Annotated in this window: 15 protein-coding genes; 7 read left to right on the top strand and 8 right to left on the bottom strand. The window is 34.1% G+C overall.

What is annotated here, in order from left to right; all coding sequences use genetic code 11:
• Positions 1-18: 18 nt before the first annotated feature.
• A complete protein-coding gene (locus M0D21_RS12070; protein WP_248329814.1) occupies positions 19-2,922 on the top strand; it encodes a DEAD/DEAH box helicase in 2,904 nt (967 codons plus the stop codon).
• A gap of 44 nt (positions 2,923-2,966) precedes the next feature.
• Here M0D21_RS12070 and M0D21_RS12075 read toward each other — a convergent pair whose 3' ends face one another.
• On the bottom strand, positions 2,967-3,692 hold the full coding sequence (locus M0D21_RS12075) for a hypothetical protein (RefSeq protein ID WP_248329816.1): 726 nt from the start codon (positions 3,690-3,692) through the stop codon (positions 2,967-2,969).
• A 270-nt stretch (positions 3,693-3,962) separates the two neighbouring features.
• Here M0D21_RS12075 and M0D21_RS12080 point away from each other — a divergent pair, with 270 nt between their 5' ends.
• The 3 genes from M0D21_RS12080 to M0D21_RS12090 all read left to right on the top strand — a co-directional run bounded on the left by M0D21_RS12080 (position 3,963) and on the right by M0D21_RS12090 (position 6,625).
• Positions 3,963-5,237: a metal-dependent hydrolase family protein gene (locus tag M0D21_RS12080; protein WP_248329818.1), complete on the top strand. Its 1,275-nt coding sequence runs from the start codon at positions 3,963-3,965 to the stop codon at positions 5,235-5,237.
• Between the two features lie 65 nt (positions 5,238-5,302).
• Positions 5,303-6,088, top strand: a complete 786-nt coding sequence (locus tag M0D21_RS12085) for a DUF3667 domain-containing protein (RefSeq protein ID WP_248329820.1) — start codon at positions 5,303-5,305, stop codon at positions 6,086-6,088.
• Positions 6,089-6,127: 39 nt separating this feature from the next.
• Positions 6,128-6,625 carry a hypothetical protein gene (locus M0D21_RS12090; RefSeq protein WP_248329822.1) on the top strand — a complete coding sequence of 166 codons (498 nt, stop codon included), beginning with the start codon at positions 6,128-6,130 and terminating at the stop codon, positions 6,623-6,625.
• 3 nt (positions 6,626-6,628) lie between these two features.
• Here M0D21_RS12090 and M0D21_RS12095 read toward each other — a convergent pair whose 3' ends face one another.
• From M0D21_RS12095 to M0D21_RS12105, 3 genes are read right to left on the bottom strand one after another with little or no spacing between them, the layout of a single operon-like run.
• Positions 6,629-7,501, bottom strand: a complete 873-nt coding sequence (locus M0D21_RS12095; protein ID WP_248329824.1) for an MORN repeat-containing protein — start codon at positions 7,499-7,501, stop codon at positions 6,629-6,631.
• Between the two features lie 32 nt (positions 7,502-7,533).
• Complete coding sequence (locus M0D21_RS12100) at positions 7,534-8,349, bottom strand: DUF2490 domain-containing protein (RefSeq protein WP_248329826.1); 816 nt, start codon at positions 8,347-8,349, stop codon at positions 7,534-7,536.
• Positions 8,350-10,278: a hypothetical protein gene (locus M0D21_RS12105; RefSeq protein WP_248329828.1), complete on the bottom strand. Its 1,929-nt coding sequence runs from the start codon at positions 10,276-10,278 to the stop codon at positions 8,350-8,352.
• A 257-nt stretch (positions 10,279-10,535) separates the two neighbouring features.
• Between M0D21_RS12105 and M0D21_RS12110 the strand changes: the two genes are divergently transcribed.
• Positions 10,536-11,426: a haloalkane dehalogenase gene (locus tag M0D21_RS12110; RefSeq protein WP_248329830.1), complete on the top strand. Its 891-nt coding sequence runs from the start codon at positions 10,536-10,538 to the stop codon at positions 11,424-11,426.
• Between the two features lie 73 nt (positions 11,427-11,499).
• Here M0D21_RS12110 and fabD read toward each other — a convergent pair whose 3' ends face one another.
• From fabD to M0D21_RS12125, 3 genes are all read right to left on the bottom strand, one after another.
• Positions 11,500-12,381, bottom strand: a complete 882-nt coding sequence (gene fabD / locus M0D21_RS12115) for an ACP S-malonyltransferase (RefSeq protein ID WP_248329832.1) — start codon at positions 12,379-12,381, stop codon at positions 11,500-11,502.
• Between the two features lie 86 nt (positions 12,382-12,467).
• A complete protein-coding gene (locus tag M0D21_RS12120) occupies positions 12,468-13,316 on the bottom strand; it encodes a fructosamine kinase family protein (protein ID WP_248329834.1) in 849 nt (282 codons plus the stop codon).
• Positions 13,316-14,254 (bottom strand): dihydrofolate reductase, encoded by a 939-nt coding sequence (locus M0D21_RS12125; RefSeq protein WP_248329837.1) that lies wholly within the window; start codon positions 14,252-14,254, stop codon positions 13,316-13,318. The genes M0D21_RS12120 and M0D21_RS12125 overlap by 1 nt, the downstream gene beginning before the upstream one ends.
• A 64-nt stretch (positions 14,255-14,318) precedes the next feature.
• Here M0D21_RS12125 and M0D21_RS12130 point away from each other — a divergent pair, with 64 nt between their 5' ends.
• Together M0D21_RS12130 and M0D21_RS12135 are read left to right on the top strand one after the other, a co-directional pair.
• A complete protein-coding gene (locus M0D21_RS12130; RefSeq protein ID WP_248329839.1) occupies positions 14,319-15,401 on the top strand; it encodes an aminotransferase class V-fold PLP-dependent enzyme in 1,083 nt (360 codons plus the stop codon).
• A gap of 103 nt (positions 15,402-15,504) precedes the next feature.
• On the top strand, positions 15,505-15,801 hold the full coding sequence (locus tag M0D21_RS12135; RefSeq protein ID WP_248329841.1) for an isoamylase early set domain-containing protein: 297 nt from the start codon (positions 15,505-15,507) through the stop codon (positions 15,799-15,801).
• Positions 15,802-15,821: 20 nt separating this feature from the next.
• On the opposite strand, the gene M0D21_RS12140 is transcribed toward M0D21_RS12135, so the two are convergent.
• The gene (locus M0D21_RS12140) at positions 15,822-16,103 is read right to left on the bottom strand and encodes a DUF427 domain-containing protein (RefSeq protein WP_248329843.1); all 282 of its coding nucleotides are present in this window, start codon (positions 16,101-16,103) and stop codon (positions 15,822-15,824) included.
• Positions 16,104-16,118: the final 15 nt, after the last annotated feature.

A 16,118-nucleotide genomic window follows, 5' to 3' on the forward strand; every position in this document is an offset into this window, starting at 1 on the left:
TCTATATCTACCACCTCAATGGATTCATGTTGTATCTGTTATAATATTATTGACTATAATTTTGCTGGAGTTCCCCCTCTGCCCGAGGCCAATATTGTTTCTAAAAAAGGCGATCAATTAGAATATATAGAAAAGCAAGCAACCCCAGAAATTATACCTGGATTCAATATTGAATACAAAGGCACGCCCCATGAACATCTCATAGAAATCTGTGCAGTACTAAAACCAGCTTCCTTGGAGCAACGTTTTAAACCTAAAAGAATTCGAAAACATCAGAGTCTATCACAATTATTACAAGATAAAAAGACTAAAGATCTCATTGAAAGCTTTATCAATAGAAAACTAAGTACTTTTTATCAACTTATTTCTCAAAACCTCTACCACTTATCTTATCAGGCAAAAAGAGAAGAACCCATTGCCTCTCGTTTACAAGATATCGGAAAACAACCCTTAGAACCTGTATTAAGATTCACCAAAACACTAGAAGGAATTGAATACGCTTTTTCTCTGCAAGATCAGGAGTTTACATTTATCCCAAAAAATGAAGCCATTGTTATCTTATTAAACGACCCTTCATGGATATTATTGAACAAAAAGCTGTTTCATATTAAAAATCTGAATGCGAACAAACTAAAACCATTTTTACAAAAAGAAAAAATTACCATTGCCCAAAAACATGTCAAAACCTATTTAGAAAAAATAATTGTTCCCATCTCAAAAAACATTGAGGTTCAAGCTGAAGGTTTCGAAATTATTACACGACAAGAAATTCTGGGCTATTCCATAGAGGTAATCCAGGATTTTATTCAAGACTTATATATTGCCAAAATAGTTTTTGAATATGAACATTATACCTTCGATTTTCATGAATCGAAAAATACGACTTCAGAAATTCTATATGACGAAGATCAAATTACTATTATTCAAACCAAAAGAAATCCGAAAGCAGAAACAAAAATAGTAGAAAAGCTTAAATCTATAGGGCTTGTGATGAATCAAAACTTGTTATTTGAAGTTTATGATTCTGAAGATTCTCACGCTATCTTCACCTGGATCACCAATCATAAAAAAGCACTACATGAAAATGGTTTTATGCTTAAACTTCCTCAATTGTTGGATCGACAAATATCTACTAAAGGTTACAAATTATCGATACAACAAAAACAACATAATGACTGGTTTGACATTAAGGGTTTGGTCACCATTGGTGAACATGAAATTCCATTTTCAAAATTCATAAAATACATCCGAAAAAACGACAGGTATTTTCCTCTAGAAAACGATCAGGTTTTTATTATTCCTTTAGAATGGATGACCAGGTACAAACAACTTGCAAACTTTGGTTCGACAAAAGAGGATAAAATAACATTAGCTAAAAGTAATTATACGGTTCTTAAGACTATCCTGCCTAATGAGGAACTACAACTTCATACCGAAAATGAATCAATAGCACCTTATCAACCCTCAAAACATTTGAAGGCCAAGCTAAGGCCGTATCAGCTAGAAGGAGTACAATGGTTGACAAAACACTATAACAATGGGCTAGGTGCCTGTCTTGCCGATGATATGGGTTTAGGTAAAACACTACAAACCATTGCCACACTGGTATATGCAAAAGAACAGTTGCAACCCAACGAAGGTAGTCCAAGCGAAATACAATTTGATCTTTTTAGCACTCCTTTAGAGAAAAGAACGTTCCTAAAAGCTATGATCGTACTCCCCTCTTCATTGGTTTTTAACTGGGCTCAGGAAATTATCAAATTCGCTCCTCACCTTAATATCCTAAAATATGTAGGTAACGATCGTAAAAAAAATGCTCCATATCTAGAATCATATGATGTAGTTTTGACTACTTACAGTATACTCTCAAGAGACTATGAATCACTACAGAAACTAGATTTCAATTACTTAATTATTGACGAAAGTCAACAAATAAAAAACAGGGACTCCAAAATTTTTCTGGCTATCAGCAAAATAAATACAGCTCATAAAATTTCTCTTAGCGGAACACCAATTGAGAATTCTCTATCTGATCTTTGGTCGCAAATGCAATTTATTAATCCAGGTATATTGGGTAGCTTCTCTTTTTTCAAGGATCATTTCAAAATCCCAATAGAACAACGTCAGGATGAAGAAAAGATAGCAGAGCTAAAATCCTTAATCGATCCTTTTATACTTAGAAGAACCAAAGAGCAGGTTGCAAAAGATTTACCTGAATTAACCGAACACATACAATATACCGAATTGTATCCAGAGCAAAAGAGAATGTATGAATCTCAAAAATCTGCAGCCCGAAATTTGCTCTTGGGACTGGATCACTCTTCGACCAACAAAATTCATATAATTAATACCTTAACCAAATTACGACAACTTGCTAATCACCCTCAATTAGTAACCCCAGAAACCGAACATACTTCGGGTAAATTTGAAGACGTAACGCAACATTTACAAACGCTCATCAAGGCACGAAAAAAAGTACTAGTCTTTAGCTCTTTTGTCTCACATCTTGCACTTTATGAAAAGTGGTGTAGAGAAAAAGGGATTTCTTTTCTTTCTCTATCAGGAAAAACCGACACCAAAGAAAGAGAGACTATCGTAAATCGTTTCCAGGAAGACGAAACCATTCAATTATTTTTCATTTCTTTAAAAGCGGGTGGTGTAGGGCTTAACTTAACCAAAGCGACCTATGTTGTATTATTAGATCCCTGGTGGAATCCTTTTATAGAAAAACAAGCTATTGCCAGAGCTCACCGAATAGGACAAGTTCATAATGTAATAGTAACTCGATTTATTTCGAAAAATACTATAGAAGAAAAAATTATGTTGCTACAAGAGCAGAAGAAAACTCTATCTGATGATATAATAGACGTTAACACACTCCCAGAGTATATCGAAAGCGATCTTGAAGAATTATTAAAATAAATATGACATTCTACCCTAAGAAGGAATAGTAATAAAAATTTAGGCTACTTATCATCTGGTGTAACAAATCCACAAATTTCATATTGCTGTTCCACTTTTTTGAGTACCAAAAAGATATCTTCTTGTACTATTTTTTCTAATAACCCCACAGATATTCGCTTTGTTAATTTATACCTTCCTGCAAAGGTTAATAATTTAGGCTCTCCCCAGAGATGTTCTGGATATATTAACAACAATTTCTTTTTAAATAGTAGAGTAAAAACAGTCATTCGTTGAGACCCATCTAATCTACCTCTTATATAGGTTCCCGAAAAATTTGAACGATCAACTTCAGAAAAATCGATAAACCCTTCTTGTTCTTTATCAACCAGTTTCTTTCTAATTTTAGGAAACTCTATAAAATCTTTACTATATCCGATAAATTCAGGAGTACCAGTTTGGTCATTCATCCAAAAATACACCCTTAAATTTTTATGCTCTTGAAGCCATGCATGCATCCAGGATTGTTCTTTATAGACCAGAGATAATCCACTATACGGAACGAGCGTTGTGAAATTTGCCTTTACCTCTTTGAGCCACACAGTATTAGGACCTCTTTCGATAGCTCCAAAATTAAAAACCGAATCTAATTTTGCAGACAATACTCTATGCTTTTTCAAATAACTCCTGGTAGACTTCTCATCAAAATTAATAAGATCTTCAGGCGCAATTTGACCCAAAACACTTACCGACAAAAAACAATAAAATAAAACAAGTATTTTTTTCACCATGGTAAATTACTTTTATTACAGTTCTTAGAAAATCAAAATTCAAGCCAAATTGAAAGAGATACCCCTCCCCTAATTTACTCAATTACTATTACTTTAATATCTTTTGATTCTTTTTATTTGTTTGATTTCATTTAAATTACCCTCTGAAGTGGTTTTCATTTTCAAATTTCTATCCTATCTCTTTAGAGACATTTTTCAGAAACCCCATGTTTTGCCAACTCCTTTAATTCTTATATATTTAGGCGTTAACATCCAAACAAATCATCAAAAATGAGAAATATCTATACACTTCTTTTCTTCATTATAAGCATACAATTAATGGCTCAGGACACTTATCTTCAATGTGGAAAGTTAATTAACACCAAAACTGGCGAAGTAATCACAGAAAAAACTATAGTTATTTCTGGAAAAAAAATTGTAAAAATTGAAAATGGTTATATCAATGGTAAAAAAGGTGATGTCGTTATCGATCTTAAAAACAAAACAGTCATGCCTGGCCTTATAGATATGCATATTCATATTGAGAGCGAAACCAATCCTAAAGCATATTTAAAAAGATATACCGACAATGAAGCAGATTTAGCATTTGATGCTGTAGGGTTTGCTAAAAAAACTTTAATGGCTGGTTTCACCACAGTAAGAGATTTGGGGGGAAGCGGAGTAAATATTTCTATTAAAAAAGCCATTGCCCAAGGGAAAATTGAAGGCCCCAGGGTTTTCACTGCTGGAAAAATATTATCTACTACGGGGGGTCATGGAGATCCCACCAACGGAAGCAAAAGATCACTGGTAGGTGACCCTGGACCAAAAGATGGCGTCGTAAATAGCATTGAAGATGCCAGAAAAGCAGTGCGTCAACGGTATAAAAATGGTGCTGACTTAATTAAAATAACTGCTACTGGCGGAGTTTTAAGTGTTGCCAAAAGTGGTTCTAACCCCCAATTTACCGTTGAAGAAATTAAAGCTATTTGCGAAACTGCCAAAGATTATGGTTATCATGTTGCGGCACATGCTCACGGCGATGAAGGAATGCAACGCGCTATTCTTGGTGGTGTTAAAACCATAGAACATGGTACTCTTATGAGTGAGAAAACCATGGATCTTATGAAACAACACAATGCGTATTTGGTGCCCACCATTACGGCAGGAAAAGAGGTGACCGATAAAGCCAAAATTGAAGGGTATTACCCATCTATTATAGTACCCAAAGCCTTAAATATTGGTCCCAAAATTCAGGATACTTTTGGTCAAGCATATAAAAAGGGGGTGGGAATTGCTTTTGGGACAGATGCCGGCGTTTTTGAACATGGGAAAAACGGAAAAGAATTCAGATATATGGTAGAAGCAGGAATGCCTGCCATTGAGGTAATTCAAAGTGCTACGGTAACAAATGCCAAAATCTTACAAATGGAAGATCAACTAGGGCAGATTACTGCAGGGTTTATAGCCGATATAGTAGCAGTTAATGAAGATCCCAGAAAAAAGATTGAGACCATGGAAAATGTGGTGTTCGTAATGAAAGAGGGTAAGGTGTACAAACAATAAACAAGAGCTAGTATCAAGTTCACAAAGCAAAATAGTAAACAAAAAGACCTTAAATTGGAATAATAATGACGGGGGAAAAACATCAATGCAAAAATTGCAATCATAGCTATGAGGGTTACTTCTGTAGTCACTGTGGGCAAAAAAGAATAGAAGAGCGTTGGACACTTAAAAAATTGACGAACCAAGCTGCAGCAGCGATTTTTAATTTTGAAAAAGGATATTTTTATACATTTCGAAAACTTCTTACCAACCCAGGAGAGGTAGTCCAAAATTTCTTAAACGGAAATACTGTAAACTATTCAAATCCATTTAGATATACACTAATTGGAATTGCCATTAATATATTTTTTGTATTAAGTTTAGGTATCTGGGAGTTACAAGTAGATGCTACTATAGAAACCTATAGGGAATTGGGAATTATAAGCTCGGCAGAAAAAGAGGCCACTATGCGAGATCAAATGCAGTTCTTTACGAAGTTCATGAATGTGCTGCCATTTTTAATGGTTCCATTTATCTCTTTGGTATCTATGTTATTTTTAAGGAAACATAAATTGTTCTATGCCGAACATTTTATCATGAATACATTTTTGTTAGGGCAAGCCACATTGTATGGTATACTTAATTTGATTCTAATTTATTTTATTCCCGATCTCCTATCTTTTATGCCCTTAATAGGGTTTTTAATTGCAGCTTTGGTATATAGCCAAATCTTTCATCATATGTTTAACATTAATTATATAAAAGGCTTCTTTTTAGGCTTTCTCATATACATTATTGGTTTTGTGCTTTTCCTATTTTTAGGTGTTGCGATTGGAATAATTATGGCAATTCTTTTTGCTATTTTATCATGACTATTTTTGATAACCAAATAAGAACTTAAAACTAAACACATGAATGCTTTTAAAATATCAATATTACTTCTCTTGACCGCTAACATATCCTGGGCTCAAACATCTAATCTTTCTATTTTTGAACCTCTTACCGGAAAAGTCTGGAAAGCAGATGGTAATTGGGGAGATGGAAGCAAGTTTAAACAAGAAATTGAGTTTAAATTTGATCTTAACAACACTATTGTCATTGCCTCTTCCAAAGGATATACTAACAAAGAGCAGACCACATATGGACCCCGAAATCATGGGGTACGCAATTACAACAATGACAAAAAAATCATCGAATTTTGGGAGTTCGATATTTTTGGAGGAGTAACCACTGGAACTGTAATAAATGAAGGTAAGAATATAGTATACACTTACACTTACGGAACCTCAACTGTTACAGATATGTGGGAGTTTGTAGATGAAAACACTTATGTTTTTAAAGTGGGGAACTATGAAAACGGTACATGGAAACAAGTATATTTGGAAACCAAGTTTGTAGCCTCAAATTGAAGATTATTTTTTATCCTTATGTTCTTCTACTAGTTTATCTTTTTTCCAAACACCACTAGTAACTACTTCACCGTCCTTACCATAAAAGACCCCTTCACCATCACGTTGATCATTTTTCCAATTGCCAATATATTTTTCTCCGTTTGGCCAGGAATATGTTCCAATCCCATTTCGCAAATCGTCTACATATTCACCTTGATAGCGCTCACCATCTGGCCAGTAAAAAGCTCCTTCACCATGACGTAGATTGTTTTTCCACTCTCCTTCGTACCTACTCCCGGTATCGAAGAGTGCAATACCAAAACCATTGGCCTTGGCATTATTGACCTGCCCAACATAATGGAGTACATGTTTCTTTGGGTTACGAAAAGTTAAATACTCTCCGTAAGATCGTTTCTTGAGTTGTTTTTTTATTCTGTTAAGTTGCACTTTTGTTTTTTCAAGAGCAAAACTCAGCGAATCATAAGCTCGAAATTGTAGCGATGTAGCATTAGGGCTCATATTAATTGTATCTAACTCTTCAACAGAATCAGACACGGCAATATCTTCATATATCTCTTTGCGTAAATTCATAAATTGCTCTGCAACCTCTATACGAAATTTTACACTTCCTTTTTCTTCACCGTCATTAACGACTGTACTAAATTTTTCTTTATATGCGTTTAAAGCAGATTGATATTCTCCTTTTATAAGTATCGAATCAATATGAAGTAGGCTGCTTTCTAATATAGAATCTTGTTTGGCTTTTTCTTTTTTTTCCTCTAGATATTGAAGTTTGTTTTGAAATTTCTTTGCCCGAATCGTGCTGTAAATTGAAGCAAAAACTGCCAGAGCAAATATGCCATACAATACAAGGTTGGTTTTAGTAGTTTTCATTGGTTATAAACTTGCATCAAACATTTGCAATATTAATCATCTAAATGAATAGCTGGCAATTTATTTTTAACTTTTCTGAAATCTGGCGAAAAATACACATGAAATCGCATTGTCCAATTCTGTTTAAAAACATCACCATCACTTAACGTTTGCCCTTGAGAATACATAATTCCTGTTGCTAAAGTTACTCTAGGATTCAAAATATATCCAAAAGAAGCATGCAATCGTAGATCTTCCATTGGACTTCCCACCACTGCCTTTCCACTCTGCATAATTAACTCTGCCTCGGGAGAAATATAAAATGTTTTAGGTTTAAATTTATCTGAATTTATTGGAATTTTGGCTTTAAACATATACCTCCAACGATTTCTGAAAATATATTCACTATCCTCGGCAAAGCCCTGGGTCCATCTATGCTCTATTCGAATACGGTGATAAAACATCATAGACGAAAGAGGCATTGCAAACATATATTGATGCCAGATACGCCATTCTGGAACAAGATTTCGATCGACCGATTCTGGATCGGTATTAAAGTTAAGCCTCAATACTCCTCCCAAGCTAACATTAAAATATTTTGAATAAATATATCCTATAGCATGTCTATTATACACCTGACCTATTTGCCCCACAAAAGGAGTATCTTCTGTTTCTTCAAACCTAAAATGGGTTTGGGCTACCCAAAACAAACGTTTAGAAATTCTAATATTACCATAGGTATTTACCCATAATTTGGTAACAGGTTCCTTAAATTTTGATTCTGTCGGTTCATCTTGCGCTTCAACACCAAGAGCACTAAACAAGCAGAAAAATATTAAAAACAGATATGTGCATTTTTTTTCAATCATCTACTGTTCCTCATTTGTTTGAATTGGGACTTCGAAACGTTGTAGTATAACCAGCGGATCTTTTTCTTTTTTTAACTTACGCTCCATTTTTCGGGTATCCTCATCTCTTAAAACTAAGATTCGTTGATATGTAGTGTTAACAGTATCTATCCAGTCTTGGGTCTTATCACAAGCTAATCCAACCTCGATCTGTTCAAGAAAATAAGGCACTAGTATATTGTCAAAGGAGGAAACAATTCGTTTTTTTACCATTTCATCCATTACTGTTGCTATAAAAGGGTTCCAAACGGCATCCATGTATTTTTCCTGTATCGTCTTCTGTTGCTTCGGAATATTCAAAACGGTTTCACCAACTTTCCTAAAATCACCAAAGCAGTCTACCAATTCTTGTCCATAGTTCAGCTTCTTTTCAATATTTTTTATTCCAGAATATGTCTCCAATTTGCTTTCTGCATTGTTCTTTAATTGGCTTAAAACATTGTAAAACATTTCAGGAATTGAATCTGCGGGATTAGGTGTACTTAATTCTTTCAAATAGTTATGTCTAGAAATTAGTTCCTTCTCCAATGCAATCGCTTCTTGCTGTTTTACTTGTTTATCTATCTTGTTTTTAAGAATAGTTTGAATAGCGTCTAAGCGATAAAAAGTTTGTTCTGCCAATGTTTTTATAACCTGTAATCCAGTATCACCTTCTGTAATATGTTGCTTCAACGATATATCATATTTTTCAAACCCTTCAATTTGAGGAACACCATTGGTCCATAATTTTGAAATGAGATTATTTCTATCGAGGTATCTAAAAATCTTATTCTCATAATATCCTGACACCTCCCCGACTGGGTTTAATATTTCTTCAGAAATAGCCTCTACCACTTCCTCCAAAGAACGAACATCTTTATCTGATAGCTTGCGAATACTGAGTTGTGAATCATTAATCAAAAAATCGCTGATTGTTCTTGATTTCTTATAATAGACCACGATAGAATCCATCAAACTTTCTTCTTTTGAGTTCAATGGGTAATGTGGTACCATTACCTTAAATTCTGGAGAAAATGAAGATGAACCAAGTTGTGATAAAATACTATCTACATTTTGATAGTGAGCCTCGTTGGCAGAAAGCAAAGCTCTAACCCCACTTTCTTTGATACTTCTCAGGTTATCTTCTGGTAAATAAAATTCTAAAATCTCTAGGTATTTTTCTCCCAAAGAAATAGTCTTATACTGTGTTTGTGAGTTTTTATAAACTTCTATACGCTTACTAGAGCTTCTAGAATTCAATTCTATACTTTGCAGCACACCTTCATTGAAATTCCAGGACTCAATTTCGTCTAACTCCCTATCCGAAAACAAAGTCCATTTATCATGTGCTAGACCATTTCTTAAAAACCTTCCCACCAATTCCTGCTGGTCATCTTCAATTCTGAAACTACGCTGAGGAATACCATTTTCAAACTCAATAACACTACTAAAATCTACGTCCTTAACTTCAGAATCTCTTATTTGTTGAATTTTAAAGGTCCAAGTCCCATTAGGGCGACCTTGCACTATATCACCAAATGCAACTTTTTGTATTCCATCTACATTAACGACATATCGGTAATCTTCGACCTCATTATTATCATTAGACTGAAATTCGTTGAATCGAAATGACCAATTCCCATTAGGATAGTTGTTTTGAAATTGACCTTGTATTAAAAAGGAAACATCCTCCTTATCGAGCAAGGCTTTAAGATTAGATCTACTAAACTTAAAAGCACCATCCAAAATAGTATCCTTATCAACTATGCTGTAAGAATAATTTGCTTCTCCTTTATATTTTTTGAGTTGTAGTGGCCCTGAGTATGTTTTTAAACTCTGCCCAATAAGCGATAAGGGAAGAAGCAATAACATCCCCAAACAACACCCAAGTATTAAGCCTTTATATCTCATAACTTTAACAATTCAAATAAACTAAAATTATTTGAAATTATTTTATCGCCACCCTAAAACATCGCACATAAATATGGGGATAATACCAATAATTTAACACCTGCCAAAACTTAACATGTATATAATTTACCGTTAAAAGCTTTTTATTGCATTTCTTCTTCTTTTCACAGTATAAATTAACTAAGTTTATAAAAAATACCCTACAACACTAAGTATTTTGAAATTGTGTTAAAAACAGTAATTCTCAAAGAAAATTTATGAAATCTATTCGTCCAGATTTTAAACGTTTTGAAAATATTACCGATTTTCCATATCAGGAAAACTTTATAACCTTCGAAAATCTTCAAATGCATTATATAGATGAAGGAGAGGGAGAAATTATTTTGGCACTTCATGGAGAACCCACTTGGTCCTATTTATACCGAAAGTTTATTCCTTTTTTAAAGGATTACCGATTCATTGCTCCTGATTTTATAGGTTTTGGCAAGTCTGACAAAATCGTTGGAAGAAAAAATTATTCTTTCGACCTTCATTTCAGATCATTAAAGCATTTTATTGACGAATTAAATCTAGAGGACATCACCCTAATTGTTCAAGACTGGGGCGGGTTGCTAGGGCTTTCTTTACTTGGGGAATATCCTGAGCGATTCAAACGAGTAGTTATTTTAAACACTTTCTTGCCTCAAGGCAAAAAAATGTCTTTACCTTTTAAAATATGGAGATTATTCGCAAAGCTTCACCCTTCATTACCTGTTGGAGGTATTATACAATACGCTTCTCATAACAAATTACCAAAAGAAGTGATTGATGCTTATAATGCACCATTTCCGAACAAAAAACATAAATCAGGAGCTGTAGCGTTCCCTCTACTGGTACCTGCACATCCAAATGACCCGGCAGTTAAACCTATGCAAAAGGCAAGAAATACACTATCTTCATGGAACAAACCTGCATTGGTTATGTTTTCTGATAAAGACAAGGTTTTAGCCGGGTTAGAAAAATTCTTTTATAAACTCATCCCTACAGCAAATGATCAACAAAAAATAATTATTAAAAATGCAGGGCATTTTCTTCAGGAAGAAAAAGGAGAAGAAATTGCTGCATATATTTCGAAATTCATGAAAGATGAATTACGTATAAAAAAATAGCTAGCTACTATAAAAAAAACCTAAAGCCAATAATAGACGTTAGGTTTTTAACAAAGTATATAATTAATTGCTTTTAAATTGAAGCAGCAATAGTCTCCATAGATCGATCTGCTTTTTTAATCAAACCAGACAAAACTTTACCAGGCCCCACTTCAGTAAAAGAAGTAGCACCATCTTTGATCATATTTTGAACACTTTGCGTCCATTTTACCGGCGCAGTTAATTGCGCCATTAAATTCTTTTTAATATCGTCAGAATTTGTAACCGCAGTAGTGGTTACATTTTGGTATATTGGACATATTGGAGCACTAAAAACCGTACTTTCAATAGCAGCTGCCAATTCTTCTCTTGCAGGTTCCATTAATGGAGAGTGAAAAGCTCCTCCAACAGGTAATATTAATGCTCTTCGCGCACCTTTTTCCTTCATCCATTCACAAGCTCTTTCAATAGCCTCTACTTCACCTGAAATCACTAACTGTCCAGGGCAATTGTAATTTGCAGCAACTACAATACCCTCTGTAGCATTACAACCTTCTTCTACCACTTCATCTTCTAAACCTAATACGGCAGCCATGGTCGATGGTTTTAATTCACATGCTTTTTGCATAGCCATAGCTCGTTTAGAAACTAGGTTTAGACCATCTTCAAAATTCAAAGTTCCGTTGGCTACCAATGCCGAAAGCTCACCAAGAGAATGTCCTGCAACCATATCTGGCGTAAAACTATCTCCAAGAACTTTACTTAGTATTACAGAGTGCAAGAAGACAGCAGGTTGAGTTACTTTAGTTTGTTTTAGCTCGTCTACAGAACCTTCGAACATAACTTTGGTAATTTCGAAACCTAAAATATCATTCGCTTTATGAAAAAGTTCTTTTGCTATTTCTGAATTTTCATACAAATCAAGTCCCATACCTGAAAACTGCGCGCCTTGACCTGGAAATACATATGCATTCATACGATTATATGTGTTTAAAAATTTTGACAAAAGTAATGATTATAAGTTGCAAAGCACAACTACCTTACATTTTAAGAATTTAAGGGTTACGAATACAGGTTAATAATATCTTGAACCGACCTAAAATAGGAGCTTCCGAATAAATTTAAGTGTACTAAGAGATAATACAATTGAAAAAGTTTTACTCTATCTTTCCATCCTTTTTCTAGAGAAAAAACTTCATTATAGGCATCAAAAACTCTAGCATCAAAACCTCCAAACAACTGCATCATGGCGATATCCATTTCTCTTGGCGCATAAGCTACCGCTGGATCTATAAGACAAGGCATTCCATTACCATCGACAATATAATTCCCTCCCCACAAATCACCGTGAATTAAACTTGATGGTTCTTCGGGGATAATATCTTCAATATTCTTGTATAACAGATCTATCGAAAAAGAAAATCCTCTTTCGATTGCGAGATCAAATTGAGGCGCTAATCGTTGACGTCTATAAAAATCTACCGCACTATTACAGTGATCGTTATATTGAGGCAAACTTCCGATATAGTTGTTAATCTGAAAACCATAATAAGCTTCAGATTTTTGATGCAAAAGCGCTAGTTTTTCTCCAAACTGCTCCCAAAAATTGTTATCCTGCACCCTAGCATCAACATATTCCAGTATTAAAAAAGCATCTTTGTTATGCTCACCCCACTTCATAACTTGAGGAATAGTGAAACTATTTGAGCTTCGAAGGGACTCCAATCCATTTACTTCAGCCTCGAACATGCAAGGAAACCTAATAGCATCATTAAGCTTAACAACAAATTTGTTTTTTTCAGTACCTAATAAATATACATGATTGATATCTCCTCCAGCAAGGGGTTTAGCAGAAGTAATTCTTGCTGAAAGAAGTGCCTCAAAATTTTGTATCAACTCTGAGGAGAGCATTATTTCTTTTGATAAGTCAAATACGTAAAAGAAAACTTATGTTTTTCATCTACATCGTGAAATTCTTCTTTTACCAATTCCCAAACACTTGTATCAATCTTTGGAAAAAAGGCATCAGCTTCAAAATCTGCATGCACACGGGTTAATTCGATATGAGTAGCGTAATTTAATCCTAAATTATAAATTTCTCCTCCTCCAATAATAAAAGGTTTATCGTCGTTTTTTGCCATTTCTAAAGCTTCCTCCATAGTCTGCACTACAAAAGCACCATCTGCTTGATAATTCTTATTTCTCGAAATAATGATATGCACTCTGTTTGGCAATAATTTCGGGAAAGACTCAAATGTTTTGCGCCCCATTATAATATGATGACCCGTGGTCAACGCTTTAAACCGTTTAAAATCATCGGGTAAATGCCACACCAAGTCATTGTCTTTTCCTAATGCGTCATTTTCTCCTGCGGCTGCAATCATTGTTATCATTTTGTTACTTTTTTTGGGCTCGTCTACTTTTTTTAATTGATTGCCTTTGATGAATTCTTCTTTCTTTTTAATTAATTCTTCTTTAGGATACATAAGATCTACGTCTTTTTGCATCAGCGCAATTTCTTCTTTTTGTTTAGCAACTAATCGCTCCATTTGCCTGTCTGTCCATTCTTGCCCCATAAACTTGCTAAACAGCCATACATTGCAAAAATGTAATACAAATAGAAATGCCCAACATATAATCGCTATTATACACCAATCTACTCCAAAAAATGTAAGCTCTTTCCCATATCCAAACGCCAAATTCAGCACAGCAAAAAAAACAGCACCTACAACAAAAACTACAAAATGTTGAAATAGTCTTTTTTTCTGAATAATTCTTTTTCTAGCATGCTCATACAATTCTCTTTGCTGAGGATCTATTTGTGGATTTTCTTTCTTTTTTGAAAACATATTATACTAACTTAGTATCGGCAAGTAAAGATATAGTTTTTACTAAAAAAGCTTGAAAATACTTATGAAGAATTTAAGAAATGAATTCCCCATTTTATCCCAAAATACCTACCTTAACACTGCATCTTCTGGTTTACTTCATGATTCACTTTTAGAATTTAGACATGAGCATGATTTAGATTTCTTAATCGGCGGAAGCCGGTTTAGAGACTCTCAACAACAATTCTTAGATTCTGTTCGCAATACAATTGCCGATTTTTTTAACTGCACCTCAGGAGACACGATTTTAGTGCCTAATTTCTCACTGGGTCTAAACATCCTTCTTAACGGCTTAGACAAAAACAAAAAAGTTCTTTTACTGGATAACGACTATCCATCTATCAATTTTACGGTACAAAACAAAGGTTTTGAAATTTGCTATGCTCATATAGATGAGCAATTAGAACACAATATAAAAGAAGCCTTAGAGCTACATAAACCAGATGTTTTTATTTTTAGCATTGTGCAATACCTTTCAGGAATAATCATTGATCTGGACTTTATTAAGGAATTAAAAACCAAATATCCAGAATTATTAATTATTGCTGATGGAACACAATTTTGTGGAACCGCTAATTTTAATTTTGAAGAATCTGGTATAGATATTTTTGGATGTAGTGGGTATAAATGGCTATTAGGTGGATACGGAAACGGGTTTTTACTTTTTAAAAAAGATATACTTGATAAGATAACTCCAAAATTATACAAAGAGATTAGCAAAAAGGTTAACTATGATGAATCTTATACTAATCTAAAAGCAAGGTTTGAATGTGGCCATCTCGATACTTTTAACTTTGGAAGCTTACAACTATCACTAAAATACATATCTAAGATTGGAATTGATACCATTGAAAAAACCATTCAAGATTTAAGCAATCATACTAAGACAGAATTAAATAAGCTTAATCTACTAGAAGAAAGCATTACAAAACGTACTACACATAGTTCTATTTTCAATCTAAAAGGAGATCAAAATCTATTTGACCACCTAAAAAAAGAAAACATTATTGTTTCGTTACGCGGAGGAGGTATTCGGATCAGTATGCATTTTTACAATACCGCTGAAGACATTGACAAATTACTGAGCGCACTATATCGTTATCGTTAATAAATTGTTGAAAATCTGAGGTTTTCCTCCTTTAACCTATTTACATTTTCTGTAACTTAGTTAGCAATATTATTAACCAGAATATAAATCTTAAAACAGAATTATGGCAATTACCAAGCAATATTTAAAGACTAAACCAATTTGCAAAGTTACTTTTGTTGTGCCTGCAAAAGAAGCTTCAAACGTAAGTGTAGCCGGAGAATTTAACAATTGGAATACCGAAGCTACCATCTTGAAAAAATTAAAAAATGGTAATTTCAAGGGCACCATAGACCTACCAAAAGATAACAAATTCGAATTTAGATATGTTGTTGATGGTGAGTGGACTAATGAAACAGAAGCAGACGCGTATCATTGGAATGATTTTGCTTCTAGTGAAAATAGCGTAATAGTTTTATAAATAAAAAAAGGTGTTGGGAGTTACTCAACAACCTCAACACCTTTCCAAAAGGCTACATAACCTTTAATTTGTTTCGCCAGATCACTCGTCTCGGGATAGTACCAGGCCGCATCTTGGTTTTGTTGTCCATCTACTTCAATAGTATAATAAGAAGCAACACCCTTCCACGGACAGTTAGTGTGCGTTTCACTAGTTTTAAAAAATTCCTTTTTGATAGTTTCAGGAGGAAAATAATGATTGTTCTCTACAACTTTAGTGTCATTACTATCTGCTATTACAGTACCATTCCAAATTGCTTTCATTTTTAGTTGATTTTA

It is taken from the genome of Aquimarina acroporae (genome assembly GCF_023195925.1).
GTDB lineage: Bacteria > Bacteroidota > Bacteroidia > Flavobacteriales > Flavobacteriaceae > Aquimarina > Aquimarina acroporae.

Coding starts and splice junctions, on each gene's coding strand:
- M0D21_RS12105 (WP_248329828.1), bottom strand. CDS start 10,278: ATGAGATATAAAGGCTTAATACTTGGGTGTTGTTTGGGGATGTTATTG.
- M0D21_RS12135 (WP_248329841.1), top strand. CDS start 15,505: ATGGCAATTACCAAGCAATATTTAAAGACTAAACCAATTTGCAAAGTT.
- M0D21_RS12110 (WP_248329830.1), top strand. CDS start 10,536: ATGAAATCTATTCGTCCAGATTTTAAACGTTTTGAAAATATTACCGAT.
- M0D21_RS12085 (WP_248329820.1), top strand. CDS start 5,303: ATGACGGGGGAAAAACATCAATGCAAAAATTGCAATCATAGCTATGAG.
- M0D21_RS12080 (WP_248329818.1), top strand. CDS start 3,963: ATGAGAAATATCTATACACTTCTTTTCTTCATTATAAGCATACAATTA.
- M0D21_RS12140 (WP_248329843.1), bottom strand. CDS start 16,103: ATGAAAGCAATTTGGAATGGTACTGTAATAGCAGATAGTAATGACACT.
- M0D21_RS12095 (WP_248329824.1), bottom strand. CDS start 7,501: ATGAAAACTACTAAAACCAACCTTGTATTGTATGGCATATTTGCTCTG.
- M0D21_RS12100 (WP_248329826.1), bottom strand. CDS start 8,349: ATGATTGAAAAAAAATGCACATATCTGTTTTTAATATTTTTCTGCTTG.
- M0D21_RS12090 (WP_248329822.1), top strand. CDS start 6,128: ATGAATGCTTTTAAAATATCAATATTACTTCTCTTGACCGCTAACATA.
- M0D21_RS12070 (WP_248329814.1), top strand. CDS start 19: ATGGATTCATGTTGTATCTGTTATAATATTATTGACTATAATTTTGCT.
- M0D21_RS12075 (WP_248329816.1), bottom strand. CDS start 3,692: ATGGTGAAAAAAATACTTGTTTTATTTTATTGTTTTTTGTCGGTAAGT.
- M0D21_RS12130 (WP_248329839.1), top strand. CDS start 14,319: ATGAAGAATTTAAGAAATGAATTCCCCATTTTATCCCAAAATACCTAC.
- M0D21_RS12120 (WP_248329834.1), bottom strand. CDS start 13,316: ATGCTCTCCTCAGAGTTGATACAAAATTTTGAGGCACTTCTTTCAGCA.
- M0D21_RS12125 (WP_248329837.1), bottom strand. CDS start 14,254: ATGTTTTCAAAAAAGAAAGAAAATCCACAAATAGATCCTCAGCAAAGA.
- fabD (WP_248329832.1), bottom strand. CDS start 12,381: ATGAATGCATATGTATTTCCAGGTCAAGGCGCGCAGTTTTCAGGTATG.